This is a genomic window from Pseudohaliea sp., assembly GCF_054552115.1.
Genome location: NZ_JBTOLW010000018.1, coordinates 1 through 24859, shown reverse-complemented (window position 1 = coordinate 24859; position 24859 = coordinate 1). Strand labels below are relative to the sequence as shown.

Here is a 24859-nt window from a genome sequence, read left to right as displayed (position 1 = left end):
CCGCGTCAACCGGCGGCGGTTACCGTGCTCTGCCCGTGCGCGCCGCCGCGCAGGAAGGCGGCGACGTCCCCGGCCGGGAGCGGGCGCGACAGGTAGTAGCCCTGACCGTGCACCCCGGGTTCGCTTTGCAGGAAACTGGCCTGCTGCATGTTTTCCACGCCTGCGAGGACCACGTCCAGGCCGAGCGCCCGGCTCATGGCGATCATCGCCCGGGCGATGCGCCGGCCCTCCTCGCCGTCGACGTCCTTCAAGTAGCTGCCGTCGATCTTGAGGGTGCGCACGTGCAGCGCCTGAAGGTAGCGCAGGCCGAGGGAGCCGGAGCCGAAGCCGTCGACGACCAGGCCGACACCGAGGGCCTCGAGCTTCTCCATGCTCTCTGTTGTCCGCTCCGGGTTCTCGAGAAGCGCCCGCTCGTGGACTTCCAGCTCCAGCTGAGAGGGGGCCAGGCCGTGGCGGCGCAGCGTCGCCGCGATCCGCGCCGGTGTGTCGGCGTGGTTCAGGGTCTTGGGGCTCAGGTTCATGCCCAGTCGCGGCGGGGTGATGCCGTCGGCCTGCCAGGCAGCGAGGTGTGCGCAGGCGGTGTCCAGGGACTGGAAGTCGAGCTGGCGGACCAGGCCGGCCTTCTCGGCCGCGGCGATGAATCGCTCCGGCGGCACGCTGCCCAGCTGCGGGTCCTCCCAGCGCGTGAGCGCTTCGATAGCGACGACCTCGCCGGTGGCAACGTCGAACTCCGGGTGGAAGGCGATGTCCAGCCCGCGGCCTTCCAGGGCGGCGCGGAGGTTCTCCACGAGGGCGAGGTATTCCGCGGCCTGGGCGGTCATGGCGGCCGTGTAGAAGCGCCAGTCGTTGCGCCCCTGGTCCTTGGCCTCGTACATGGCCGTGTCGGCGTTGCTCAGCAGCTCGTCGACGCTGCCCGCGTCCTCGGGATAGAGGCTGATGCCGATGCTGCAGCTCAGCTGGGCCTGCTCGCCGCCGAGATCAAAGGGGCGTGAGACGGCGTCCATGAGCTTGCTGGCAACCTGGGACAGGTTGGCCGGATCCCGCACGCCGGAGAGCACCGCCACGAACTCGTCGCCACCGACCCGGGCCAGGGAATCGCTGTCGCGCAGGGCGCCGAGGAGACGCCCCGCCGCCTGGCGCAGCACCTCGTCGCCGGCGGCGTGGCCGAGACTGTCATTGATGGTCTTGAAGCGGTCCAGGTCGATGAACATCACCGCCAGCTGGCTGCCGTCGCGGTTCGCCTGCTTGAGGCTTCGCTGCAGGATGATATCGAGCTGGAGTCTATTCGGCAGGCCGGTGAGCGGGTCGTGGTGGGCAATCTGCTCCAGTTGGGCCTGGGCAGTCTGCAGGGCGGTGATATCGTGCGCGCTCGCCAGCACCCCCAGCATCGCCTCACCATCGTACAGCGGCGTGTAGACGACCTTGAAACAGCGCGGTTCCCCCACTGCCGGCTGCCGCCACTCCTCGAAGCTGACATTCTCACCCTTGAGACAGCGGGCGAGGCCGGGGGCAACCTTGTTTCTCAGGGCATCTCCGCCGAACAGTTCCTCCACGCGGTGCCCGATGAGCTCGTCCGGCTGGTAGCCGAAGAAGGCCGCGTAGGCTTCGTTCACCATCAGGTAGCGGAAGTCCTTGTCCACCGCTGCCAGCTGGTCCTGGGTGCTGGCAACAGCCTGGGCGTAGATCTCCAGGTCCCTGAGCCGGGCCGACAGTTCTTCCCGCGCCCGCATGCGCTCGGAGATGTTGCGGACCACGCAGGCGACGCGCTCGCCGTCGCCGGTGAGTGCCATCCGGGCCTCGAACCAGCGCTTCTCGCCCTGCAGTGTCAGCGCATAGCTCAGTTCCGCCGGTTCGCCGCTGGCGACGGCCCGCTCGAGGGCCGCGCGGAGGTCGTCGCGGACGGCGGGGGGCAGCACGTCGCTGACCCTCCTGCCCACGAGCGCCGCGGCCGGTTCGACGAGGTCCTCCGGGCGGCCGGTATGGATCGAGTGGATCACGCCGTCCCGGTCCATGAGCACGAACAGGTCCGGCAGCACGTCAAAGAGCGAGGCCAGGAGCTCGGCCTGGCGGGCGCCCGCGTTCTCAAGAGCGCGGGTTTCAGTCAGGTCGACATGTACCCCGAGCAGGCGCGTGACCCGGCCGTCGCGGTCCCGCACCGGCGTCCCGCGGGCGAGGATCGGCACGTAATGGCCGTCCTTGTGGCGCAGGTGGAAGGTATGCTCCCAGTGCCCCTCGCCCGTCTCTCGGAAACGGGCGAGGTGCGCGAGGACCGGTTCCCGGTCCTCCGCGGCGAGCGCCGTCTCGAAGGTAGCGAAGCTGTTTTCAAGCTCGTCGTCGCGGTAGCCGAGCTGGGCCTTCCAGCTCGGCGAAAAGTAGACGCGGTCCTCGACCAGGTCGTAGTCCCAGATGCCCTCTTCCAGGGCCGAGGTGAGGAGGCGGTAGCGCAGCCGCTCTTGGTCGATGGTGCGGCGCAGGTTGGTCTGTTCGCCGGTGTCGCGGAAAATCGCCGCCAGGTAGCCGCCGGCGAGCGCGTAGAGATCGTTGCTGTACCAGCCGGCACGCAGGTCGTCCTCGTAATAGCGCGAGGGGAGGGCTTCGGGGATTCCCGATCGGCTGACGCGGCGCAGGGCCTCGGTGATGCCCATGGCGGAAGCACCCCGCATCACACGGCTCAGGGGCTGGCCGAGAGTATCCCGGGGGTCGATGCTGGCAATGCGACAGGCGGCAGGGTTGAGGTAGACGAATTCGAAGTCACGGGCGTCGTCGATGGGCCGGTAGATCGCGACGCCGAACTCGACGGCATCGAGAAGGCCTGCCGTGATCTCCGCGGTTATTGGGTAATCGGCTTGCACCGGGAGCCCTGGCACGGCCACCCCCTTGTTGCGTCCTGCAGTGCCATCATAGGCACGCCGTGAGCGGTGTCAACTTGCCACTGAAGCGCCTCCCCGGCACGGCCGAAGAGCGGGGATTTCACACCGCGGAGCCGTTCAGACAGAAGGCAATCGATGCACCCCGGACACGCCCGTCATGCCATCCCACTGCGCGGCCCGGCCCTCGCGCCAGCCCGACAGCCAGTTGACCCGCTGCTGCTCGTTCTCGTGGGGACAGCTGTCGCTGCTGCGACCGGAAACCCCGGCGAGATAACCCCGGTCGTAGGCCCGGCTGGCCATGTCGCGCTTCTGTCTTTTCATGGTGATGCCTCTCGAGCAGTGGCGATGGAAGGTGCGGGCACGCAACCCGCTTCCTGATCTAAGCAAAGCGGTCACGGACTGTCGATGAACGATTTGTTACAACGGGTCACGCTCTAGCGCCCCCTGCTTATAAGGCCAAAAAACTGCCAGCTGCCCAATGCCTTAGCGACGGCAGGAGGGGTCTGCTAGGCTTGGGGCTTTCGCCGCGGCGGGTGCCACCGCGGTTCAGGATACCGACAGCTCGCTGCCCACTGCCCGGAGAAAGCCCATGCGTCGCCTCGCCCCCCTGCTCCTGCTGCTCTGCCTTGCCGCCGCCGTGGCGGCCCGCGCCGGAGACCCTGCCGCCCGGGCCCTCGCGGAAGCCGTGGACGCGCTGCAGCCCGAGGCGCGGGCGCTACTGGCCGAAACCGTCGCCATCAACAGCGGCACCATGAATTTTGCCGGCGTGCGCGCCGTCGGCGATCGTTTCGTGGCGCCGCTCACGGCGCTTGGCTTTACCGTGGAGTGGATCGACGGCGCCCCCTTCGGCCGCGCCGGCCACCTGCTGGCCTCCCGCGGCGGCCGTGGCCCGAAGCTGCTGCTGATCGGCCACCTCGACACGGTATTTCCCGCCGACGGCCCCTTCCAGGCCATGGAAACCGTGGCCCCCGGGCGTATCCGCGGCCCGGGCATTACCGATATGAAGGGCGGCAACGTGGTACTGCTGACGGCACTGCAGGCACTGGCCGCTACCGGAACCCTCGATGAACTACAGGTCCGGGTGTTTCTCGCCGGCGACGAGGAGGACCGGGGCGAACCGCTCGCGCTGGCCACGGGACCGCTGGTCGAAGCTGCCCGCTGGGCCGATTACGCCATCGGCTTCGAGGATGGCGATGGCGACCCGGAGACCGCGGTCATCGCGCGGCGCGGCTCGAGCAGCTGGCGCCTGTCGGTCACCGGCAGGCCCGCCCACTCTTCGCAGATCTTCCGGCCGGATGTGGGCTACGGCGCGGCCTTCGAGCTGGCGCGCATCCTGGACGGCTGGCGGACGGCACTCGCCGGGGAGGAGAACCTCACCTTCAACGCCGGGCTGCTGCTGGCCGGGACGGAGCTGTCCCACGAGCCGGCTCGCACCCGCGGCATGGCCTTCGGCAAGGACAACGTGATCCCCCGGGCGGCGCTCGCCAGTGGCGGTATCCGTGCCCTGACGCCCGCACAGCTGGAGCGCGCCGTTGCTACCATGGAGCGGATTGCCGGCGAGCACCTGGCCGGTACCGGGGCCCGCTTCGAGTTCACGGAGGGCTACCCGCCCATGCCGCCCACGGCGGGTAACGAGGCGCTGCTGGCGCTTTACAGCGCGGGGAGCGAGGCCCTTGGTTCCGGCCCCGTGCGGGCGGTGGACCCGCGTCGCGCCGGGGCCGCGGATATCTCCTTTGCCGCCCCCTACGTGCGCGCCGCCATCGACGGCCTGGGACTGATGGGGGAGGGCGGCCACACGGTGGAGGAGACCGCCACCATGGCCACCCTGGCCAGCCAGGGCAAGCGCGCGGCCCTGCTCATGCTGGCACTGGCGCGGGGAGCGGGTCCGCAGTGACCGGAAAGCGGTCGTCGGCGAACACCAGCTCCAGGGGCTTCTCCGGGTGCGCCACGCCGCGCAGGAGGTGTAGCGCCCCGGCATGGTCCTCGACCAGCGCCGTGCAGTTTTCCACCCAGTCGCCGTCATTGCAGTAGAGGACGCCCTCGATCTCCCGTACCACCGGGTAATGCAGGTGGCCGCAGATGATGCCGTCGAGGCCTCGGTCCCGGACCAGGTTCACGGCCGCGTGCTGGTAGGCGTGGATGGCCGCCTCGGCCTGTGACACGTTGACCTTCACCCACTTGGCCAGGGACCAGTAGGGCTTGCCCAGGGCCTCGCGGGCCTGGTTGACGCGCCGGTTCACCCACATGAGCAGGTCGTAGGCGATGTCGCCGATGAAGCGGTTGAGCCGGCTGTAGCGCACGGCGAAGTCCAGCTCATCGCCGTGGGTGACCAGCATGCGATGGCCCTGGCCCGTTTCGTGGATCACTTCCTTGCGGATGTGCACCTCGCCGAACTCGCTGCCGCAGAACTCGCGGAAGTTCTGGTCGTGGTTGCCGGGAATGTAGACGACCTCGGTGCCGTGACGGGAAAACTTGAGAATCCGGCGCAACACCCGCGTGTGCGCCTCGGGCCAGTGGACGCGGCGCTGCATGGCCCAGACGTCGACGATGTCGCCGACGAGATACAGCCGCTCGCACTCCACGCGGTCGAGGAGCTGCAAGAGCTGTTCGGCCTTGCTGTGCACGCTGCCCAGGTGCACGTCAGAGATCCACAGCGCCTTGCAGCGCACTTTGCCATCGGGGGGTAGGGCCTGCATCGTCAGCTCACTCCTCTGGTCGTTATGACTCCAGGTACCGTTGCCGTTTGCGCGCGGTCAGCTTGTGAAGGTCCGCCATCACGAAGCTGTCCACGCAGTCGCCGAAGTCCTCGTCGACGTTGAAGGCGCTGAAGCAGACCCCGTCCGGGCTGGTGGCCTGCGAGTAGTGCTTGTACAGCGTCGGCACCGGCAGGCCCCGGCCCGCGAGGGCCTGCTTCAGGGCCTTGAAGTCCTCCTCCGCATCACAGCCGTCGAATTCCGCGGCGAGCTGCTGTTGCAGCTCCGGCGGAATGACGAAGGGCGTGCGGGGAGTGACGTCGAGGTGAGCGCCGCTGTAGTGGGTACCGTAGTAGTGAACGAGCCGCGCCGTGGCGTCGGTGCCGTAGAAGCGGCTGATGGAGGCCGGTCCGAACAGGTAGCGCAGCTGCGGCCGGCCCTTCAGGTAGGCCCCGATCCCGTACCAGAGGTAGTCGAGGCTGCCCCGGGTCTGGTAGCGCGGCTGCACGAAGCTGCGGCCGAGTTCCAGGCCCTGGCGGAGTAGCGGCAGCATGCTCGGTCCGTAGTCGAACAGGCTGGCGGAGTAGAGACCATCGAGGCCGTACTGGTCGATGATCGCGCCGGCATCCGCGATCCGGTAGGCGCCGGCAATCTCCATGGCATCCCGGTCCCAGAGGACCAGCTGCCGGTAGTACTTGTCGTAGCGGTCGATGTCCCGCGGCTGGCCCGTGCCCTCGCCGACGGCGCGGAAGGTGAACTCCCGCAGCCGTCCGATCTCGCGCATGACGCAGGGCGCCGCCTCCATCGTGCACAGGTAGATCATCTTGCCGTCCCGGGTTTCCCCCAGGCACTCGGAGGCGGCGAGTTCCGCGCGCAGCAGCTGCGGGTTCTCCGCCGGTGCCACCGTTTCCACGGAGCGGAAGATCGGCTTGCCGCTGCCGAGGCGATAGACGTGCTTGCGGAACATGCGCGCGAGCTGCCGCGCCGAGAAACCGTTGGCTGTGTAGATCTCGTGCGGCACCGGCCGGCCGATACGTGCATCAACGGTGCTGTGGCTCTGCTTGAACATCTCGCGCACCAGCCACAGTGTCGACAGCGGCTTGGCCAGCGCCGACAGGCTGTAGAAGAAGAGCGAGTTGCGGCCGGCAACGTAGACCGGCAGGATCGGCGAGCGGGTGGAGCTGGCCAGCTTGACGAAGCCGCTCTGCCACTCGCAGTCGCGCACGCCGCCGGGGCTGAGGCGCGAGACCTCGCCGGCGGGGAAGATGATCAGTGCCCCGTCGGCGAGCAGGTGCTCCTTGATCGCCTTGAGATTGTCCCGGGCGGAGCCGGCCGTACCCATATTTGCCACGGGCAGCAGCACGTCGTGCAGCGGGCCGATGGCCGTGAGCAGCTCGTTGGCGACGACCTTCACGTCGGGGCGCACGCTGCGCACCAGCTTGAGCAGGGCGAGGCCGTCCAGCGAGCCGATCGGGTGGTTCGCCGCGATTACCACGCGGCCGGTGGAGGGAATGCGCGCGCGTTCCCGCTCCGTCAGGCGCAGGTCGAAGTCGAAGTAGCGCAGGACCTCCTCGACGAAATCGAAACCGCGCAGGTGCGGGTAGTCGGCGGCGAACTTCTGGAAGCGGGACTCGTAGAAGAGAAAGCCGAGGAAGCGGCTGAGGGTCCGGGCAGAGCGCCGGTGGCGCTGGACGAAGTCGGGGTAGTGGGTGGCCAGCGTCCGTTCGATGTTCAGCATGCGTTGTGTGTCCTCGGCGGCGGAAGCGCCCGGTCAGTCCAGGATCTCTTCGACACCGTCGCCGTTCTGCCAGGCCGTGGCGCGGTAGTCCCGGTCCCGGGGGCCGCGCGTCTCGAGCACCGTAATGGCGCCGCCGGCTGCCAGGAAGCGGTTTATCTCCCGGTTGATGGAATCCCGCAGGCGCTGCTTTTCCACGGGGTTGACGTTTGCGTTGCCGTGCTGCATGGCGACATCCCTCGCTCGCTGTTGGGCATCGGTTGGGCACAAGCCTGCGCGGGGTCTGTTAAGAAAAAGCGGCGGAATTCTGAAATTTTTGTGACCGTGCCTTCCTCGGAACCTGCGGGGGAGGGTGCAGCGGGCTGTCACAGAAACGTCACATAGAAATAACAATTTAGTAACAAAGCCTCTCTAGCATGCCGGGGGTCGATAAACGCGGCTTGGCTGCTCGTTTTGTCGTGTCCACACTCATGACTTGAAGAGGTCGATAATGCTCAGCGAACGATTCATGCAGCGCACGCTGGTTCTCGCGATCACGTCGCTCCTGGCCGCCTGCGGCGGTTCCTCGGACAATGTGTCGCCCGGATCCATCGTGGTAGAAGTGCCCGTCGAGGGTGGCGGTGACGACGGCGGCGACGGCGGCGACGGCGGCGATGGCGGCGATGGCGGCGACGGCGGCGACGGCGGTGATGGTGGCGACGGCGGCGACGGCACGGTGACCCCGTCCGTGATCCCCGACGGCCTTGCCGATGTGATCACCGATTCCGGCCGCACGGCCTCGGGTGACTTCGGCAACCGGCCGATCTTCACCATCGACGTGGCGCAGCTCACCGATGGCCAGCTCGACCCCACGGGGCTCCTGCTCGGCAACGACGCCATCTTCGAGATCTCCGGCGGCGCCCTCTTCGTCACCGGCGGCACGCTGGAAATGGCACCCGGTGCAGTCATCGCCGGCGGCTCGCAGTTCGAGTACCTGGTGATTTCCCAGGGCGCCCGCATCGACGCCGAGGGCACCGCTGACCAGCCGATCATCTTCACCGCCTCCGCTGACGTCGAAGGCACCGTGGAAGACAATGATCGCGGCCTCTGGGGCGGCCTCGTCATCAACGGCTTTGCCCCCATCAATGACTGCCCCGAAGGCGAGACCGGCGGCACGGAAGGGTGCACCAAGGAAGGTGAGGCGAACTCCGGTACCTTTGGCGGCGCCGATCCTGAAGACGACTCCGGCATCCTCAAGTACGTCAATGTCCGCTACTCCGGCTCCAACGTTGACCCGGAAAACCAGCTGAACGGCATCGCCTTCCAGGGCGTGGGGTCCGGTACGGTCGTCGAGTATGTACAGGTGCACAATGCGCTGGACGACGGCATCGAGTGGTTCGGCGGCACCGTGACCGGCAAGTACCTGGCCGTTACCGGCGCGGCGGATGACTCCCTCGACTGGACCGATGGCTGGACCGGCGCGATCCAGTACGTCTACGTCGAGCAGACCGACTCCGCCGACAACGTCATCGAAGCGGACAACCGCGAGGGCGACGAGAACCTCGAGCCCCGCTCGAACCCGTCCATCGCGAACATGAGCGCTTTTGGCGCACCGTCCGAGCGCGCTCTTCGCATCCGGCGCGGTACGGGCCTTGCGCTCAGCAATAGCCTGATCACCGGCTCCGATCGCTGCCTGCGCGTCGACGGCACCTCCAGGGACCTGCTCGGCGCCGAACTGACCTTCGCCGGCGTGACCTTCGACTGCGGGACCATGCACGACGAGGACGCGGACGGCGCCGTCGAGGCCTACCTCGACTCTGCCACCAACGTGTCCCAGAACGGCGGTAACGTCGAGGCGGTAACGCCGGCGGATCCGCGCCTGGAGCCGACGACCTTCGTGGGCGCTTTCGGCGCCACCGACTGGACGGCCGGCTGGACTACCCCCGGCACCATCAGCAACACCGAGCAGCCCGACTTCGGCTGCCCGAGCGGTACGACCGACGCCAACGAGACGATCGACGGCCTGCGCGTCTGTGACATCGAGGGTACGGTGACCAGCGACCTCACGCTGACCGCCAACAACCTCTACCAGCTCAACGGCAAGGTCACCATCGGCGACGACGCGAACCCGGCCACGCTCAACATCCAGGCCGGCACCACGGTCTTCGGCGGCACGAGCTTCGACTTCCTGGTCATCGCCCAGGGCTCGAAAATCGAGGCCATCGGCAGCCGTACCGCGCCGATCACGCTGACGGCCCGCGCCGACGTGGAAGGTTCCGCCGACATCGAGACGGATCGCGGCCTCTGGGGCGGCCTGGTGATCAACGGCCGCGCGCCGATCAACGACTGTCCGGAAGGCGCTACGGGCGGCACCGAGGCCTGCACCAAGCAGGGTGAAGCCGACTCCGGCCTCTTCGGCGGTGCGGACCCGGCCGATGACAGCGGTACCTTGAACTACGTCGTGGTCAAGTACGCCGGCTCCAACGTCGATCCGGAGAACCAGCTGAACGGCATCGCCTTCCAGGGCGTGGGTTCCGGCACGGAAATCAGCCACATCCAGGTGCACAACAACCTGGACGACGGTGTCGAGTTCTTCGGCGGCACGGCGAATGCCAAGTACGTGGTACTCACCGGCAACGCCGATGACTCCCTCGACTGGACCGACGGCTGGACCGGCTCCCTGCAGTACGTGGTGATCGACCAGGCTGACGACGCCGGCGACAACGGCATCGAGGCGGACAACCGCGAAGGCGACGAGAACCTCGAACCGCGTTCCCTGCCGCGCATCGCCAACATGACGATCAACGGCAACCCGGCCGAGCGCGGCATTCGCCTGCGTCGCGGTACGGGCCTCGAGCTGTACAACAGCGTGGTCCGGGGCAGCGACAGCTGCCTGCGCGTCCAGGGTGAATCCCTGAACCAGCTGGGCACGGGCATCATCTTCGACGGCGTGACGCTCGACTGCGCCACGGTGAACGAGGGTGACGACGTGGACGCGGTGCAGAGTTTCCTCGACAGCAGCAACGTCGCCGAGGGCGCCAGCGCGCCGGCGGCTGCGGACCTCGCCGGTGACGCCTTCTTCGACGCCACCGGCTTCGTCGGCGCCGTCGAGGACCCGGCCAACGACTGGACCAGCGGCTGGACCGTGGGTATGCCCGACGGTAATGTCAGCTTCGGCTGCCCCGCCGGCACCGGCGATCTTGGCACCATCGGCGGCAAGCAGGCCTGCCAGCTCTCCGGCACCATCGCCGGTACGCTGACGCTGACCCGCGACAACAACTACGTGCTCGACGGCAAGGTGCTGGTCGGCGACGAGGGCACGCCCGCGACGCTGAACATCGAGTCCGGTACCACGATCATCGGCAGCAACGCCGAGGACTTCATGGTGGTCAGCCGCGGCTCGCAGATCTTCGCCATGGGTACGGCGATGGCGCCGGTCACCTTCACCTCCCTCTCCGACATCAACGGCGTGGTCGGCCCGTCCACCCGCGGTGAGTGGGGCGGCCTGGTGATCAACGGCTTCGCACCGATCAACGACTGCCCGGCGGGCATCGAGGGCGGTACTGCCCAGTGCACCAAGGAAGGCGAAGCCAACTCGGGGCTCTTCGGTGGCGACAACCCGGCGGACTCCAGCGGTGAGCTGCACTACGTCGTGGTCAAGTACGCCGGCTCCAACGTCGATCCGGAGAACCAGCTGAACGGCATCGCCTTCCAGGGCGTGGGCTCCGGCACGGTGGTCGAGTACATCCAGGTCCACAACAACCTGGACGATGGTGTCGAGTTCTTCGGCGGCACCGTGGATGCCAAGTACGTGGTCCTCACCGGCCACGCCGACGACTCCCTCGACTGGACCGACGGCTGGACCGGCCGCCTGCAGTACGTCTACATCGAGCAGACGGACACGGGCGACAACGGCATCGAGGCGGACAACCGCGAGGGCGACGAGCTGGTCACGCCGGTCTCCATGCCCAGCATCGCCAACATGACCATCGTGGCCCGCGATGATCAGCGCGCCGTGCGCCTGCGCCGCGGCACCGGCCTGATGCTCTTCAACTCGCAGCTGCTCAACGGCGACACCTGCCTGCGGATCCAGGGTGAGTCCCTCAACCTGCTCGGCAGCGGCATCACCTTTGACGGTGTCCAGCTCGACTGTGCCACGAACGTCGAAGGCGACGACGTGGACGCGATCCAGAGCTTCCTCGACGGCAGCAACGTGGCCGAAGGCGCCAACCCGCCCCCGGCCGGCACGCTGCCCGCGGATGGCTTCTTCGAGGCCAACAGCACCATCGGTGCGGACGTCGACAGCTGGAAGGGCACCTGGACCTTCGGTATCTGAGGTCCGGTGACTCGGCAGCGCAACGACACGCCAGGTTCCGGAAGGGGCCTGGCGTTGTCTTGCCGAACCCTTCACCGAAGCGCCGGCCCGCTGGGCGGCGTGTGGAACAGGCGAAAAGGTGATTATGAAACGTAAAATTCTCGCGCTTTCCGTTGCCGGTGCCGTCGCCGGCCTGGCCGGTACGACCCGGGCCCAGGAGGACGTGCCGCAGGTGGCGCCTCCGGGACAGATCGAGGAAGTCTTCGTGCTCGGGGAATTCATTCCCGACGAAAAGCGCGACACTTCCGAGATCTCCAACATTCTCGACGTTGAGGATCTCTCCAAGCTCGGCGAGACCAGCGTCGGCGTGTCGCTGTCGCGGGTCACGGGCCTGAGCCTCGTCGGCGGCAAGTACGTCTACGTACGCGGCCTCGGCGAGCGCTACTCGTCGACACTGCTGAACGCGACGCGCCTTTCCAGCCCGGTCCCGTTCCAGAAGACGGTGCCGCTGGACATTGTGCCCAACAAGATCGTCGAGAGCCTGCTGGTGCAAAAGACCTTCTCGGCGCAGTATCCCGGCGATTTCAGCGGCGGTGTCATCGATATCCGCACGAAGAGCACTCCGCAGGAGAACTTCGCCAACATCAAGCTCTCTCTCGGCGGTAACAGCGTGACTACCGGGGGCGACGGGCTGCACTACGATGGCGGCCAGTGGGATGGCTCCGGCTACGACGACGGCACCCGTGAAATCCCCCTGAATGTGCAGCAGCTTACCAGCGAGGCCTTCGAGGCCACGGAGTATCCCGAGCGGGCGGCTCTCGGTGCGAGCTTCTACAACAAGTGGGACCTTCTCGAGAAAGAGCTAGAGCCGAACATGGGCGGTGAGGCAGAGCTCGGTTTTCGCCGGGAGATCGGTGAAGAGTCGGCCCTCGGTTTCATTGGCTCGGTCAAGTACAGCAACAACTGGCTGAACCGGAGCACCGATTACCGTCGCTATGAGTTCACCGGTGTTGATGGCGGCTCCAACCAGACCGTGGGTTATGAACAGTTCACCACCCGTCGTCGCGTCGGGCTGAACGCGTTCGCCACGCTCGGCTACGAATTCGACTACAACAACTCGGTCTCGCTGACCTACACGCTCATGCGCCAGACCGATGACGAGACGCAGCTCGCCAAGGGCCTGTCGAGTGAGGACGATGTCACTGCCGACGCGACGCCGGTGGAAAACGTCCGCCTGCAGTGGACCGAGAACGAGATCGAGACCTGGCAGCTGGCCGGCGAGCACTTCATTCCGGCCCTCAATGATGCGGAATTCAACTGGCGCCTGGTCGACGGCTCCGCCTTCCGCGACGCACCGGACACCCGGACCTACACCTACGCGGAAAACCGGGACGGCATCGACGAGGTGGTCACCCCGTCCCGCCAGGCAGCCGGCGACCTGCGTGTGGTGTTCCAGGCACCCGAGCGCAACTTTGCCCGCCTGGACGACTCGCTCAGCGATTACGGCTTTGATTTCAAGGTCCCGGTGATGCTGGGCGGGGTGGACGTGTCCTTCAACTTCGGCGCCGGTTACTACGAGCGTACCCGGGAAAGCGAGGAGCGGCTGTTCCGTTTCGATCTGACCAACGACGCTCCCGATTTCGTGGCGCTGCAGTATCCCACACAGCTCTTCGACCTGCGCAACTTCCAGAACGATTGGGTGGAAGTCCGTGACTTCTCGGCCGGTGCGGCCAACGCGGCGGGGATCTTCCCCTTCGCCGAGTCGGGCGAGGAAAACGAGTCCTACTACGCGCAGTTCGATGCCCAGCTGACGGATCGGCTGCGTCTCCAGGGGGGCGTGCGCTATGAGGACGTGACGCTGTTTGCGGACGCCTGGGGCGGCAACACGGAACAGGGCACGGAGAATTCGGTCAACCAGGAGTACCAGGACTGGCTGCCGGCGGCCTCGTTGACCTACGAGTTCATCGAGAACATGCAGGTTCGCCTGGCCTGGTCCGAGACGGTGAACCGGCCCAGCCTGCTGGAAATCACCGGCACGACGATCCGTAACCCGGAGAACTTCCAGCTCTACCGCGGCAACGTGTTCCTGGAGCAGGCCGAACTCACCAACTACGACTTCCGCTGGGAGTGGTACTTCGGTGCAGCGGACAGCATGTCCCTCGGCCTGTTTTACAAGGAGTTCAGTGACCCGATCGAGCAGGCACTCATCCAGGCGCAGAACGACATCTTCACCTGGTTCAACGCCGAGGAAGCGGAACTGTCCGGGATCGAGTACGACTTCCGCAAGGATCTGCTCATCTCCGACTGGTTCGACCTGGACAGCGAGGGCTGGAACGATGCCTGGTGGGACAACTTCGTGCTGTCCGCCAACATCTCCTACATCGACTCGGAGGTCACGCTCCTGGGTGAGGGTGAAACGGCGGCGGACGTCCCGATCACCGGCGGCCGGCAGATCGGCCGGCTCTTCGCCAACGAGCGCCCGCTGACGGGGCAGGCGGACTGGCTGGGCAACATCCTGCTGTCCTACGAGGACGAGTACCGCGGTATCACCGCTTCCGTGGCCTACAACTACACCGGCGAGTACATCGCCCTGGTGGGCGCCATCAACGCGCCCGACGTGATCCAGGAGGCCCGTGGTCGCCTCGACCTGCTGTTCCGCTGGGAGTCGTCTTTCATGGACCAGGACTTCGAGCTGGAGCTCAAGGCCCAGAACGTGTTCGACGAGCCCATCGAGTGGACGCAGGGTGGTCAGATCTACGAGAAGTACGACCTGGGGGTCACCTACTCGTTCGGCATCCGCGCGAACTTCTGAAGCAGAGGTCCTCAACTTCAGGGGCGGCGCGGCCGCCCCTTTTTTTGCAGCAATGGTTTTGCATATACGAATATACGAATATACTGGCCGCAACTGCCGGACGAGCCATCCGATGAACACACATCGATTCTTTCAGTGCCTCGGCGAGCCCACCCGGCTGTACGCGATGCTCCTGCTCCAGGAACGGGGAGAGCTGTGCGTCTGCGAGCTGGTCGCGGCCCTCGACCAGTCCCAGCCCAAGGTCTCCCGGCACCTGGCCCAGCTGCGCTATTGCGAGCTGCTGGCCGACGAGCGCCGCGGCCAGTGGGTCTACTACCGGCTGCATCCGGCGCTGCCGGCCTGGACCCTGGCGATCCTCGAGCAGGCCGGCACAGCCGAAGCCGACACGCTTGCCGTTATGGGGCAGCGACTGGACGGCGCACCGGGCCTGCCCGCGTCACCCGGGAGAGGAGCCATCGCCTGTGGCTGATACCGTGAAGACCGTGCTTTTCGTATGCACGCACAACCGCTGCCGCAGCATACTCTGCGAGGCGCTGGCCAATCACCTCGCCGGCGGCCGCCTGCGCGCGTGCAGTGCGGGCAGCCAGCCTGCCGGGGCCGTCCACCCCGCTACCCTTGCGGCACTGGAGGCTCGCGACATTCCCACGGCCGGGCTCGAGAGCCAGTCCTGGGAAGCCTTTGCGGGGCTGGCTCCGAATGCGGTGATCACCGTCTGCGACAGCGCGGCGGGGGACCCGTGCCCGCTCTGGATGGGGCGCGCTCCCCGGGTGCACTGGGGGCTGCCGGATCCCTCGAAGGTAGAGGGTACGGATGCCGAGCGGGCCGCGGCCTTCGATGCGGTCATCGCGACGATCGAGGGCCGGCTCCAGCGCCTGCTGGCCCTCGACCCGGAGGGTCTGGACGCGGCGGGTTTCGTCGCGGCGCTTTCATCACTGGCGGGGGAGGAGCACTGAGCTCATGGGATTCTTCGAGCGTTACCTGAGCCTCTGGGTGGGGCTGTGCATCATCGCCGGCGTGGTGCTCGGCAACAGCTTCCCGGGCCTGTTCCAGTTCTTCGCCAGCCTGGAGGTTGCCCGGGTCAACCTGCCGGTCGCCGTGTTCATCTGGGTGATGATCTACCCGATGATGGTGCAGGTGGACTTCTCGTCCATCCGCGATGTGGGCCGCCGGCCTCGGGGGCTGGCGCTGACCCTGGTGGTCAACTGGCTGATCAAGCCCTTCACGATGGCAGCCCTGGGCTGGCTCTTCTTCCGGGTCATCTTTGCCGACCTCGTTGATCCGCAGACGGCGGGGCAGTACATCGCCGGCATGATCCTCCTCGGCGTCGCGCCCTGTACGGCAATGGTCTTTGTCTGGAGTCACCTCACGAAGGGCGATGCCAACTACACCCTGGTGCAGGTCTCCGTGAACGATCTCATCATGGTTTTCGCCTTTGCGCCGATCGCCGCGTTCCTGCTCGGGGTGAGCGACGTGGCCGTGCCCTGGGAGACGCTGCTGCTTTCCGTCCTGCTCTACGTCCTGTTGCCCCTCGTCGCCGGCGTGTTCACGCGCCACCGGCTCGATTCGGCGGACAACCACGAGCGCCTGAATCACTTCCTGGCGGTGCTGAAGCCGATCTCCATCGCCGGTCTCCTGGCCACGGTGGTGCTGCTTTTCGGCTTCCAGGCCGAGACGATCCTGGCGCAGCCCCTGGCTATCGCACTGATTGCCATTCCACTGCTGTTGCAGACCTACGGCATCTTTGCGGTGGCCTACGGGGCGGCTAAAGCCCTGCGCCTGCCGCACAATATCGCAGCGCCGGCCTGCATGATCGGCACGTCCAACTTCTTCGAGCTGGCGGTGGCAGTGGCGATCTCCCTGTTCGGGCTGCAGTCCGGTGCCGCGCTTGCCACGGTGGTGGGCGTGCTGGTGGAAGTGCCGGTGATGCTGTCCCTGGTGGCTTTTGCCAACCGCACCCGGCACTGGTTTCCTCCCGCGGAGGCGCCGGCATGAACACGGCGTTGCCGAACCTGAAGACCGAGGCACTCCCGCCCATCGACCGGGAGCGCCTCGTCAGCGCGCCGCGGGCGGCGCATGCGCCGCGCTTCCTGCTGCTCTACGGCTCCCTGCGCGCCCGCTCCTTCAGCCGCCTCGCCCTGCTCGAGGCCGAGCGCATCCTGCGCCTCCTCGGTGCGGACACCCGCGTCTTCGACCCGGTGGGGCTGCCTCTGCCCGATGGTGCTGAGGAGGACCATCCGAAGGTGCAGGAGCTTCGCGAACTCGCCACCTGGAGCGAGGGCATGGTCTGGAGCAGCCCGGAGCGCCACGGCGCCATGACCGGCATCCTGAAGGCGCAGATAGACTGGATTCCGCTCAGCCTGGGCGCTGTGCGGCCCACGCAGGGCAAGACCCTCGCGGTCATGCAGGTCTGCGGTGGCTCCCAGTCCTTCAACGCCGTGAACCAGATGCGCATTCTCGGCCGCTGGATGCGCATGCTGACTATTCCGAACCAGTCGTCGATTCCCAAGGCCTTCCTCGAGTTCGACGAGGAGGACCGGATGAAGCCCTCGGCCTATTACAACCGTATCGTGGATGTCATGGAGGAACTCGTGAAGTTCACGCTGCTTACGCGGGATGCCGCCGCTTATCTGACTGACCGCTACTCGGAGCGGGTGGAGAGCGCCGAGGAGCTGTCCCGGCGCGTCAACCAGCGCAGTCTCTAGCCAGCACTAGCCCTTCGGCACAACCCTGACCGGGAGCTCCGTGTAGCCTTTCACAAAGACCGAGGGCGTGCGCACCGGCGGGCCCACGACCTCGATGCGCTCGAAGCGGGCGAGGATCTCCTCCCAGAGGATGCGCAACTGCAGCTCGGCCAGCCGGTTGCCCATGCAGCGGTGAATGCCGAAACCGAAGGCGATGTGCTTGCGCACGTTCTCGCGCTCGATGCGGAAGGCGCCCGGGTCGTCGAACATGCGCTCGTCGCGGTTGCCGGAGACGTACCACATCACGACCTTGTCGCCCGCGCGGATCGTCTGCCCGCCCAGCTCCGTATCGACCTTCGCCCGCCGGCGCATGTGCGCGAGCGGCGTCTGCCAGCGGATGGTCTCGGAGACCATGGCGGGGATCAGCGACTGGTCCGCCGTGAGCTTTGCGAACTCGTCCGGGTTGTCATGCAGGCAGAGCACGCTCGCGCTCATGGTGCTGCGCGTGGTGTCGTTGCCGCCCACGATGAGCAGCAGGAGGTTGCCGAGGTATTCCTCCGCGGGCATGTCGCGGGTGGATTCGCCGTGGGCGAGCATGGAGATGAAGTCGTTTTTCTCCGGGGCGCTCGCGCGCTCCTCCCAGAGCCCCTGGAAGTAGACGAGGCAGTCGAGCATGTGCGCGCGCCGCTCATCCTCGCTGTCGATGAGCCCCATGCCCGGTGTCGCGACGGCCACATCAGACCAGTGGGTGAGCTTGCGGCGCTCCTCGAAGGGAAAGTCGAAGAGGGTGGCAAGCATGCGCGTGGTCAGCTCGATGGACACCCGGTCCACCCAGTTGAAGGTCTCGCCGACCGGAAGCGACTCCAGCACGTCGATGGTGCGCTCGCGGATGATCGGCTCGAAGCCGGCCAGGGCCTTCACGCCTACGGCCGGGCTGACGGTGCCCCGCTGCTCGTCGTGCCTGGGCCGGTCCATGGCGATGAACATGGGCAGCGGAAAGTCGTCCTCGGCGTCGCGGATGGTGATCGCGGGCTCGGAGGAGAAGATCTCGTGCGAGGTATCCACCTGCATGATGTCGTCGTAGCGGGTCACGGACCAGTAGGGGCCGAAGGCGCTGTCGGCGCAGTAGTGCACCGGGGCCTCGTCGCGCAGGCGCTGGAACCAGGGCCAGTGCCGGTCGGCGGCAAAGAGGTGCGGGTTGGCGACGTCGATGGCTTCCAGCGGCAGGCTGTAGGGGTCGACATCCACCTGGGCGGGGTCGTGCTCGGGGATCGGTGCGTTCATGCTTATTCTCCTGGCTCCGGTTCACCGTGGGTCGGCCAGAGTGTAGGCCAGCGGCGCGGCCGGGTCATCTGCCGGTATCCGTGCCGGGAGTCGGCGATGCCCCTGGCTCGTGACCCGGAATTGTCACAAATCTGTCACGTTGATCGCGTACAGTCCGCGCCATGATGACTTTCAGCCTTTTTCCGGGCCGCGCGCTGGCCCCGCTCGCCGCCATCGCCCTCGGCCTGTTCCTGGCCCAGGGCGCGCGGGCGCTGTCCCTCGGCCCCGACGAGTTCGTCGCCGCGCGGGAGGTTACCTGCATCCTGGCCCAGGACGCCCTCGGCTACCTGCGCGAAGACGATTTCAACACGCTCCTCGACGGTGCCCTGGAGTCCTTCGACGAGGGCCAGGGTGACGTGATCTACGCCAAGGCTCTCGGCTACTTCGACGGCCTCATGTTCGGAATCCCCGACGGCGACGAGGGCCAGGTAAGCGAGCGCCTCCGGGCCTTCAACCAGAGCCAGGCCTGTTCCGGCCTCGTGGTCAGCAACTACCGCCTGTAGGCGGTGGCGCCGCCGCCCGGCTGATCCGCTCCACCCCTTGCCACGTAACTACCATCGGCGGGTTTCTTCCCGCCACCCCCTGAACCATCTCTTCCCCCAGATGGTTACTGGCCCGGCCCCCGCGGCCGGGCTTTTTTCTGCTTGTCGATCGGGAGGACCCTTCATGCGCCGTATGATTGCCGGCCTGCTACTCAGCCTTGGACTCGTGCTGCAGGGCTGCGGCTCGGTCACTGTCGAGGATTACGCCGGAGAGACACCCGCGCTCGTGCCGGAGCGCTTCTTCAACGGCGACCTGGTCGCCTACGGCATGCTCAAGAACCGCGGCGGTGAAGTTACACGGCGCTTCCGGGCGACCATCAAGGCATACTGGGAAGACGGCGTGGGAACCCTCGAGGAGGATTTCGTCTTCGATGACGGCGAGACGGACCGCCGGGTCTGGACCCTGACGCCCGACGGGCCGGGCCGCTACCGGGGTACGGCCGGTGATGTGGTAGGGGAGGGCGAACTCACCGTCGCCGGTAACGCCATGTTTCTCGACTACGTGCTTCGCGTGCCCCGGGGCGACGGCACCATCGACGTGGTGATCGACGACCGGATGTATCTCATCGACGAGCAGACGCTGCTGAATGAGTCAGAGCTGCGCAAATTCGGCTTCCGGGTGGGTGAGCTCACCCTCGTGATCCGGCGTGTCGGGGAGGCGGAGGGATGGTGAACCGGCGCCTCGCGAGCAGCCTGGGCTATGCCGGCCTGTTGCCATTCCTCGCCGGTGCCGGCGGTGTCTGGGTCCTTCGTGACTACCCGCACGCCTTCGCGCAGCAGGGCTTCCTGGTCTATTCCCTCGCCATCCTCTGCTTCCTGGCGGGGACGCTCTGGGGCTCGGCACCCCAGGTGACCCCGGGCGAGCGAACGCCGCGGATCCTGGTCAGCAACGGGGTCGTGATCTTCGCGGTGCTCGCCTTCCTTACCGCACAGCCGGTGCTCGCTGCGCTCCTTCTCCTGCTCGGTCATCTCACCCAGCTCTGGTACGAGCGCAATACGCTGCCGGCGGACTGGTACCGGCGTCTGCGCACGCGGCTCACGCTCGTTGCAGGGGCCTGTCATCTCGTCTACCTCGGCGGGCTCACGGTCGTGCGCGCGGCCTAGGCCCGGCTCCATTGCGCCGCCCCGCGGTGCACCCTAGACTGTTGGCTCCCCATTGTCCCCCCGAGGAGAACGCGGCGTCATGCGGCTGGTAGATAGCGCGGAAGAGGCCCTGGACGAAATCCAGTCCGGCGAGTTCATCTGGTGTCATTCGATGGCGGCAACGCCGACGCGGCTTCTCGAGGGCCTGGCCGGGCATGCGCGCTCCCGCCGCGACCTGACGCTCATGCAGTTGCACCTGGAGCATGCGGAGACGGTGACCGACCCGTCCCTCAATGGCCACCTGCGGCATCGCTGCTTCTTTGCCGGCAAGCAGACCCGGGAGCTGATCAACCAGGGCAGGGCCGACTACATCCCCCTCTTTCTCTCGGAGCTGCCCAAGCTCTTTCGCAAGGGCGAGCAGCGGGTGGACACGGCGCTGGTGCAGGTGTCGCCGCCGGACTACCACGGCAACTGCTCGCTGGGCATTTCCGTGGAAGCCACGGCGGCAGCCTGCGAGGTGGCCGGCCGCATCATCGCCCACGTCAACCCGAACATGCCGCGCACCCACGGCGACAGCTTTCTCAATGTGCGCCAGATCCACACGGCCTTCGAGTCCGACGAGCCGCTGCTCATCGTGGGTGACCGCAAGGCTTCGGCAGTGGAAAGCCGCATCGGTGCCAATGTCGCCTCGCTGGTCGAGGACGGTGCCTGCCTGCAGATGGGCATCGGCGCGATCCCGGACGCGGCCCTGCGCTGCCTCGGTGACCACCGGCACCTCGGCATCCATACGGAGATGTTCTCCGACGGGGTGCTGCCGCTGATCGACAGCGGTGTGATCGACAACAGCGCCAAGCGCATCGGCCGCGGCCGCACGGTGACCAGCTTCGCCATGGGCGGCGCCGCGCTCTACGACTTCGTGCACGACAACCCGCAGGTGGCCTTTCTCGACGTGGAGTTCGTCAACAACCCCACCGTTATCGCCAAGAACCCGCGGGTCACCTCCATCAACAGCGCGCTGCAGATTGACCTTACCGGGCAGGTCTGCGCCGATTCCATCGGCCATCGCATCTATTCCGGCGTGGGTGGCCAGGTGGACTTCGTGCTCGGTGCGACCTACTCGGAGCAGGGCAAGAGCATCATTGCCCTGCCGAGCACGGCCCGGGGCGGGACGTCGACGCGGCTCGTCTCAAGCCTTGCCGCCGGCGCCGGCGTGGTGACGACGCGCGCCCAGGTGGACTTCGTCGTGACCGAGTACGGTGTCGCCGAGATGCGCGGGCGCTCCCTGCGCGAGCGCGCCCGGGACCTGATTGCCATCGCCCACCCGGATTTCCGCGAGACCCTCGCCCGCGAGGCTCGCGATGATCTGAAGCTCAGCCTTTGACACAACTCTCGAAAAACGCCAACAGGAGATGTCCATGCACGTGATGCGCCTTGGTGAACCCGCCGGCCTCGACAGCCTCGCCCTCGATACGGCCGAGCCCCGGCCGCCGGGACCGGGTGAGGTGCAGGTCGAGGTCGCGGCCAGTTCCCTGAACTTCCACGACTACGTCGTCGTGACCGGGCTGATCCCCACGGCCCCGGGGCGCGTGCCGCTCTCGGACTGCGCGGGCACGATCACGGCCGTGGGGGAGGGTGTCAGCCGTTTCCAGGCCGGCGACCGGGTGATCAGCCATTTCTTCCCGGGCTGGGTCGACGGTACGGCCACCATGGACAAGCTCGTCGGGGTACCCGGCGATCACGTCGACGGCTTCGCCGCCGGCTCGGTGACCATGGCGGAAGCCGCCTTCGGGCCCATGCCGGCGAACCTCGACTTTGCCGAGGCGGCAACGCTTCCCTGTGCGGCCCTCACCGCCTGGCGGGCACTGTTCGTGGAGACGCGCCTCAAGCCCGGCGACTGGGTGCTCGTGCAGGGCTCCGGCGGGGTCAGCGTGTTCGCGCTGCAGTTCGCCCGCATGATCGGCTGCCGGGTGATCGCCACGTCCTCTTCCGACGAGAAGCTCGAGCGCCTCGGCGCCCTGGGCGCCGAGCACCTGATCAACTACCGCAAGGAGCCGAAGTGGGGCAAGGCGGTGGAAAAGCTCACCGGGGGGCGCGGTGTCGAACTGGTCGTGGAGGTCGGCGGGCCCGGAACCATCGGCGAGTCGGTACGGGCCGTGGGCTTCGGGGGCTGCATCGCCATGATCGGGGTGCTTACCGGCGTCGCCGGCGAGGTCCCGCTGGCGGCCATGTTCCAGAAAAACGCCCGGATCGCCGGGATTACCGTAGGCAGCCAGCAGGCCCAGGCCGACATGGTCAGGGCGATCGAGGCGGCGGACCTGCACCCGGTGATCGACAGCAGTTACCCCCTCGAGGACCTGGCGGGCGCCTTCCGGCACCAGGAAGCGCAGGCGCACTTCGGCAAGGTCTGCATCACCATGGGCTGAGCCCCGAGGTGGCGGCGCCTATTTCCGGTCGATCTCGTCGAGCTCGAGGTCGATATTGTCGAAGGCGTCGCCCTTGTTCAGGCGGATGTGCAGCGACACGTTGTTCTTCGAATCGGCGTACTCGATAGCCGTCTCGGCGCTGATCTTGCCTTTCTCGTAGAGCTCGATGAGCGCCTGGTCGAAGGTGCGCATCTGGTACTTGCCGCCCTGGGCCATGGTGTCGCGGAGCTCCGAGAAGTCCTGCTTGGTGATCAGGTCCTGGACCCGGGGCGTGTTGATCATCACCTCCATGGCCGCACACTTGCCGCCGCCTACCGTGGGCACGAGGCGCTGGGAAATGATGGCGCGCAGGTTCTGTGCGACGCGGATGGTCTCGTTGGCCTGGTCCTCCGAGGGGAAGAAGGTCAGCATCCGCTCGAGCGCCGAGACCGCATTGTTGGCGTGCAGGGTCGTGAGACAGAGGTGCCCGGTGTTGGCGAACTTGAGGGCGTACTCCATGCTTTCCAGGTCCCGGATCTCACCGAGGAGGATCACGTTCGGCGCCGAGCGCATGGCCGAGCGGATGCCGGTGCTGAAGCTCTCCGTGTCCACACCGATCTCGCGCTGGGCGACCACGGACCGCTTGTGTTCGTGCAGGTACTCGATCGGGTCCTCCAGCGTGATGATGTGCCCGGCCGCATTCGAGTTGCGGTGGTCGATCATGGCCGCGAGGGAGGTCGACTTGCCCGATCCCGTGGCGCCGACGACCACGATGAGGCCGTTCTTCTCCATCACCAGGTCGTTCAGTACCGGGGGCAGGCCCAGTTCCTCGACGCTGGGTATCTCGTTGCGCACGTAGCGGAAAACCATTGAGGTCTCGCCCCGCTGGCGGAACGCGGCGGCCCGGAAGCGTCCCAGGTTCGGCACGCCGACGCTGAAATCCACCTCGCCGTTTTCCTCGAACTCCATGATCTTCCGGTCCGAGGTGAGGGAGCGGAAGATGCGGTCCACCTGCCCGGCAACAAGGCGCTCGCCGATCCAGGCGAAGCCGAAGGGCCCCTTGATGAGTATCTTGGCGCCAGAGTGGAGGTACATGTCCTCGCCTTCCTTGTTCACCATGAGGGCGAGGTAGGGGGCAATCTCGAGGTCCGTGTCCGACATCCTGTGATCCTCATGACGGGTCCCCCGGGAGTATCGCACCCGCAGCGGACCGGTAAAAGCGCCCTGTCGGCCCGCGCGCCCTTGTACTCTCATCCTGCAGCGGAAATAATCGCAGGTTTCCGCCTGTAGCTCAGCAGGATAGAGCAGCCGCCTCCTAAGCGGCAGGTCGCAGGTTCGACTCCTGCCAGGCGGACCATATCTCGGGGGCCCGCGTGACGCGGGCTCTAGGCCCTCGAAGCCATCGTAGCACCCCCCGGTAGACACTTTGGGCCCGCGCCACGTCGCCCCTAACTGTTTGAAATCCTTGCCGAATGTATAAACCCAAATAGACGCGGGGTGCGTCGCCGTGGTATCCTAGTTGGGTCGTGGTGGATCGCTCGTCGAGCCCCGCGATCCGCGACCTGAGCGGTCACGGTTGAGAATCAGGCCATGTTGTCAGGCGCGGCTTGGGCGCCTTCAGAAATAAGAAAGCGCGAGGTATATTTGTCGCGTGATGAAGAAAGCAATCAAGTAAAGCCTATTGGCAAGTCGATCCTAGTGCCATCTGCCTTGAGAGAATTACGTCGCAGCTAGGATTCGGAACCAATAGTTACCCAAGTGCCGTTACAACCGGTGCGGAAGGGTAGAGATCGGCAGGCAAGTCATAGCGTTTCGGGGCGACTCCGCTAACGCGACGGTACTGGGCACCACAGCGTGGTCCCGTATCGGAGTGCTGACTTGCCAAAGGTGCCGACCATGTATAAGGCAATTGATTTTGGGCTCATTGATTTTGACGCCCTCCCAAAGCGTGTTGTAGCCAGCCAGCTCGCAAAAGCTGCCCAAGTTGGAGACAACTCCGAGCTTTCCCGTCGCTCGTTCTACAAGCTGCTGCACAACGGGAACATCCTTCCTCCACAGATGAACCAGGGATCGGGTAGGTGCCCGGTCTACACGTGGGACCGCGACATGTTCGAGGACCACGTGAACCTGCTGATCCTCAAGGACGCCAACGGCCGCTGGCACGACGTTCGCGATCCTGATCGCCACATCCCGATTGCTCCTGGCTTTCGCCCGAAAAACGAATGCGAGGCTCATCTCAGAGCCTACGACAACGTGGCGTAAAGGAGTGGGCAGACATGACGAAGATTGTTAGCCCAAAGCAGTAATGTCCCCTCTGCCCAATTTTAAAATGTCCCCTTTTTGGTTTTTGGAGGGGCATGGTGACGGAGCGCATTACCATGAGCAGGCGGGAGGTGGATCGGCTGGGTGTGATTCAGGCTGTAG

Annotated in this window: 20 protein-coding genes and 1 tRNA gene; 14 read left to right on the top strand and 7 right to left on the bottom strand. The window is 66.5% G+C overall.

Going from position 1 to position 24859, the window contains the following annotated elements; all coding sequences use genetic code 11:
• Window positions 1–5 precede the first annotated feature (5 nt).
• Both ACX93N_RS10090 and rmf read right to left on the bottom strand, forming a co-directional pair.
• A complete protein-coding gene (locus ACX93N_RS10090; protein ID WP_459428291.1) occupies window positions 6–2867 on the bottom strand; it encodes a sensor domain-containing protein in 2862 nt (953 codons plus the stop codon).
• A gap of 120 nt (window positions 2868–2987) precedes the next feature.
• The gene (gene rmf, locus ACX93N_RS10085) at window positions 2988–3191 is read right to left on the bottom strand and encodes a ribosome modulation factor (RefSeq protein WP_350035804.1); all 204 of its coding nucleotides are present in this window, start codon (window positions 3189–3191) and stop codon (window positions 2988–2990) included.
• Window positions 3192–3459: 268 nt separating this feature from the next.
• Between rmf and ACX93N_RS10080 the strand changes: the two genes are divergently transcribed.
• The gene (locus ACX93N_RS10080) at window positions 3460–4764 is read left to right on the top strand and encodes a M20/M25/M40 family metallo-hydrolase (RefSeq protein ID WP_459428290.1); all 1305 of its coding nucleotides are present in this window, start codon (window positions 3460–3462) and stop codon (window positions 4762–4764) included.
• Here ACX93N_RS10080 and ACX93N_RS10075 read toward each other — a convergent pair.
• The 3 genes from ACX93N_RS10075 to ACX93N_RS10065 are packed head-to-tail and all read right to left on the bottom strand — an operon-like array spanning window position 4727 to window position 7526.
• Complete coding sequence (locus tag ACX93N_RS10075) at window positions 4727–5566, bottom strand: UDP-2,3-diacylglucosamine diphosphatase (protein ID WP_459428289.1); 840 nt, start codon at window positions 5564–5566, stop codon at window positions 4727–4729. The two genes, ACX93N_RS10080 and ACX93N_RS10075, sit on opposite strands and share 38 nt — an antisense overlap.
• Window positions 5567–5588: 22 nt before the next feature.
• On the bottom strand, window positions 5589–7301 hold the full coding sequence (gene olsF / locus ACX93N_RS10070) for a bifunctional ornithine lipid synthase OlsF (RefSeq protein WP_459428288.1): 1713 nt from the start codon (window positions 7299–7301) through the stop codon (window positions 5589–5591).
• 33 nt (window positions 7302–7334) lie between these two features.
• The gene (locus ACX93N_RS10065) at window positions 7335–7526 is read right to left on the bottom strand and encodes a hypothetical protein (RefSeq protein ID WP_459428287.1); all 192 of its coding nucleotides are present in this window, start codon (window positions 7524–7526) and stop codon (window positions 7335–7337) included.
• 262 nt (window positions 7527–7788) lie between these two features.
• Here ACX93N_RS10065 and ACX93N_RS10060 point away from each other — a divergent pair, with 262 nt between their 5' ends.
• The 6 genes from ACX93N_RS10060 to arsH all read left to right on the top strand — a co-directional run bounded on the left by ACX93N_RS10060 (window position 7789) and on the right by arsH (window position 17106).
• Window positions 7789–11613: a hypothetical protein gene (locus ACX93N_RS10060; RefSeq protein ID WP_459428286.1), complete on the top strand. Its 3825-nt coding sequence runs from the start codon at window positions 7789–7791 to the stop codon at window positions 11611–11613.
• Window positions 11614–11737: 124 nt separating this feature from the next.
• A complete protein-coding gene (locus tag ACX93N_RS10055; protein ID WP_459428285.1) occupies window positions 11738–14404 on the top strand; it encodes a TonB-dependent receptor domain-containing protein in 2667 nt (888 codons plus the stop codon).
• 112 nt (window positions 14405–14516) lie between these two features.
• Entirely contained in the window at window positions 14517–14873 is a 357-nt protein-coding gene (locus tag ACX93N_RS10050; protein ID WP_459428284.1) for a metalloregulator ArsR/SmtB family transcription factor, read from the top strand.
• Entirely contained in the window at window positions 14866–15357 is a 492-nt protein-coding gene (locus tag ACX93N_RS10045) for an arsenate reductase ArsC (protein ID WP_459428283.1), read from the top strand. Before ACX93N_RS10050 ends, ACX93N_RS10045 begins: the two co-directional genes overlap by 8 nt.
• A 4-nt stretch (window positions 15358–15361) precedes the next feature.
• Window positions 15362–16396, top strand: a complete 1035-nt coding sequence (gene arsB / locus ACX93N_RS10040; RefSeq protein ID WP_459428282.1) for an ACR3 family arsenite efflux transporter — start codon at window positions 15362–15364, stop codon at window positions 16394–16396.
• Entirely contained in the window at window positions 16393–17106 is a 714-nt protein-coding gene (gene arsH / locus ACX93N_RS10035) for an arsenical resistance protein ArsH (protein WP_459428281.1), read from the top strand. The genes arsB and arsH overlap by 4 nt, the downstream gene beginning before the upstream one ends.
• A gap of 6 nt (window positions 17107–17112) precedes the next feature.
• Here arsH and ACX93N_RS10030 read toward each other — a convergent pair whose 3' ends face one another.
• On the bottom strand, window positions 17113–18369 hold the full coding sequence (locus tag ACX93N_RS10030; RefSeq protein ID WP_459428280.1) for a cytochrome P450: 1257 nt from the start codon (window positions 18367–18369) through the stop codon (window positions 17113–17115).
• Window positions 18370–18530: 161 nt separating this feature from the next.
• Between ACX93N_RS10030 and ACX93N_RS10025 the strand changes: the two genes are divergently transcribed.
• The 5 genes from ACX93N_RS10025 (at window position 18531) to ACX93N_RS10005 (ending at window position 22456) form a co-directional block, all read left to right on the top strand.
• Window positions 18531–18911 (top strand): hypothetical protein, encoded by a 381-nt coding sequence (locus tag ACX93N_RS10025; protein ID WP_459428279.1) that lies wholly within the window; start codon window positions 18531–18533, stop codon window positions 18909–18911.
• A 163-nt stretch (window positions 18912–19074) separates the two neighbouring features.
• Window positions 19075–19623, top strand: a complete 549-nt coding sequence (locus ACX93N_RS10020; protein ID WP_459428278.1) for a DUF3833 domain-containing protein — start codon at window positions 19075–19077, stop codon at window positions 19621–19623.
• Window positions 19617–20054: a DUF3429 domain-containing protein gene (locus ACX93N_RS10015; protein WP_459428277.1), complete on the top strand. Its 438-nt coding sequence runs from the start codon at window positions 19617–19619 to the stop codon at window positions 20052–20054. The genes ACX93N_RS10020 and ACX93N_RS10015 overlap by 7 nt, the downstream gene beginning before the upstream one ends.
• Window positions 20055–20133: 79 nt before the next feature.
• A complete protein-coding gene (locus ACX93N_RS10010; RefSeq protein ID WP_459428276.1) occupies window positions 20134–21414 on the top strand; it encodes an acetyl-CoA hydrolase/transferase family protein in 1281 nt (426 codons plus the stop codon).
• A gap of 34 nt (window positions 21415–21448) precedes the next feature.
• A complete protein-coding gene (locus tag ACX93N_RS10005) occupies window positions 21449–22456 on the top strand; it encodes a zinc-dependent alcohol dehydrogenase family protein (protein WP_459428275.1) in 1008 nt (335 codons plus the stop codon).
• Window positions 22457–22474: 18 nt separating this feature from the next.
• Here the strand turns inward: ACX93N_RS10005 and ACX93N_RS10000 are convergent, their stop codons facing one another.
• Window positions 22475–23596, bottom strand: coding sequence for a PilT/PilU family type 4a pilus ATPase (locus ACX93N_RS10000; RefSeq protein WP_459428274.1), 1122 nt, complete (start codon window positions 23594–23596; stop codon window positions 22475–22477).
• 119 nt (window positions 23597–23715) lie between these two features.
• On the opposite strand from ACX93N_RS10000, the gene ACX93N_RS09995 reads away from it, so the two are divergent.
• Window positions 23716–23792, top strand: a tRNA-Arg gene (locus ACX93N_RS09995).
• Between the two features lie 539 nt (window positions 23793–24331).
• The gene (locus ACX93N_RS09990) at window positions 24332–24697 is read left to right on the top strand and encodes a hypothetical protein (protein WP_459428273.1); all 366 of its coding nucleotides are present in this window, start codon (window positions 24332–24334) and stop codon (window positions 24695–24697) included.
• Window positions 24698–24859: the final 162 nt, after the last annotated feature.

Bases quoted from the DNA above. Each gene is read 5' to 3' on its own strand.
- rmf (WP_350035804.1), bottom strand. From the start codon at position 3,191: ATGAAAAGACAGAAGCGCGACATGGCCAGCCGGGCCTACGACCGGGGT.
- ACX93N_RS10080 (WP_459428290.1), top strand. From the start codon at position 3,460: ATGCGTCGCCTCGCCCCCCTGCTCCTGCTGCTCTGCCTTGCCGCCGCC.
- ACX93N_RS10075 (WP_459428289.1), bottom strand. From the start codon at position 5,566: ATGCAGGCCCTACCCCCCGATGGCAAAGTGCGCTGCAAGGCGCTGTGG.
- olsF (WP_459428288.1), bottom strand. From the start codon at position 7,301: ATGCTGAACATCGAACGGACGCTGGCCACCCACTACCCCGACTTCGTC.
- ACX93N_RS10065 (WP_459428287.1), bottom strand. From the start codon at position 7,526: ATGCAGCACGGCAACGCAAACGTCAACCCCGTGGAAAAGCAGCGCCTG.
- ACX93N_RS10060 (WP_459428286.1), top strand. From the start codon at position 7,789: ATGCTCAGCGAACGATTCATGCAGCGCACGCTGGTTCTCGCGATCACG.
- ACX93N_RS10055 (WP_459428285.1), top strand. From the start codon at position 11,738: ATGAAACGTAAAATTCTCGCGCTTTCCGTTGCCGGTGCCGTCGCCGGC.
- ACX93N_RS10050 (WP_459428284.1), top strand. From the start codon at position 14,517: ATGAACACACATCGATTCTTTCAGTGCCTCGGCGAGCCCACCCGGCTG.
- arsB (WP_459428282.1), top strand. From the start codon at position 15,362: ATGGGATTCTTCGAGCGTTACCTGAGCCTCTGGGTGGGGCTGTGCATC.
- arsH (WP_459428281.1), top strand. From the start codon at position 16,393: ATGAACACGGCGTTGCCGAACCTGAAGACCGAGGCACTCCCGCCCATC.
- ACX93N_RS10030 (WP_459428280.1), bottom strand. From the start codon at position 18,369: ATGAACGCACCGATCCCCGAGCACGACCCCGCCCAGGTGGATGTCGAC.
- ACX93N_RS10025 (WP_459428279.1), top strand. From the start codon at position 18,531: ATGATGACTTTCAGCCTTTTTCCGGGCCGCGCGCTGGCCCCGCTCGCC.
- ACX93N_RS10020 (WP_459428278.1), top strand. From the start codon at position 19,075: ATGCGCCGTATGATTGCCGGCCTGCTACTCAGCCTTGGACTCGTGCTG.
- ACX93N_RS10015 (WP_459428277.1), top strand. From the start codon at position 19,617: ATGGTGAACCGGCGCCTCGCGAGCAGCCTGGGCTATGCCGGCCTGTTG.
- ACX93N_RS10010 (WP_459428276.1), top strand. From the start codon at position 20,134: ATGCGGCTGGTAGATAGCGCGGAAGAGGCCCTGGACGAAATCCAGTCC.
- ACX93N_RS10005 (WP_459428275.1), top strand. From the start codon at position 21,449: ATGCACGTGATGCGCCTTGGTGAACCCGCCGGCCTCGACAGCCTCGCC.
- ACX93N_RS10000 (WP_459428274.1), bottom strand. From the start codon at position 23,596: ATGTCGGACACGGACCTCGAGATTGCCCCCTACCTCGCCCTCATGGTG.
- ACX93N_RS09990 (WP_459428273.1), top strand. From the start codon at position 24,332: ATGTATAAGGCAATTGATTTTGGGCTCATTGATTTTGACGCCCTCCCA.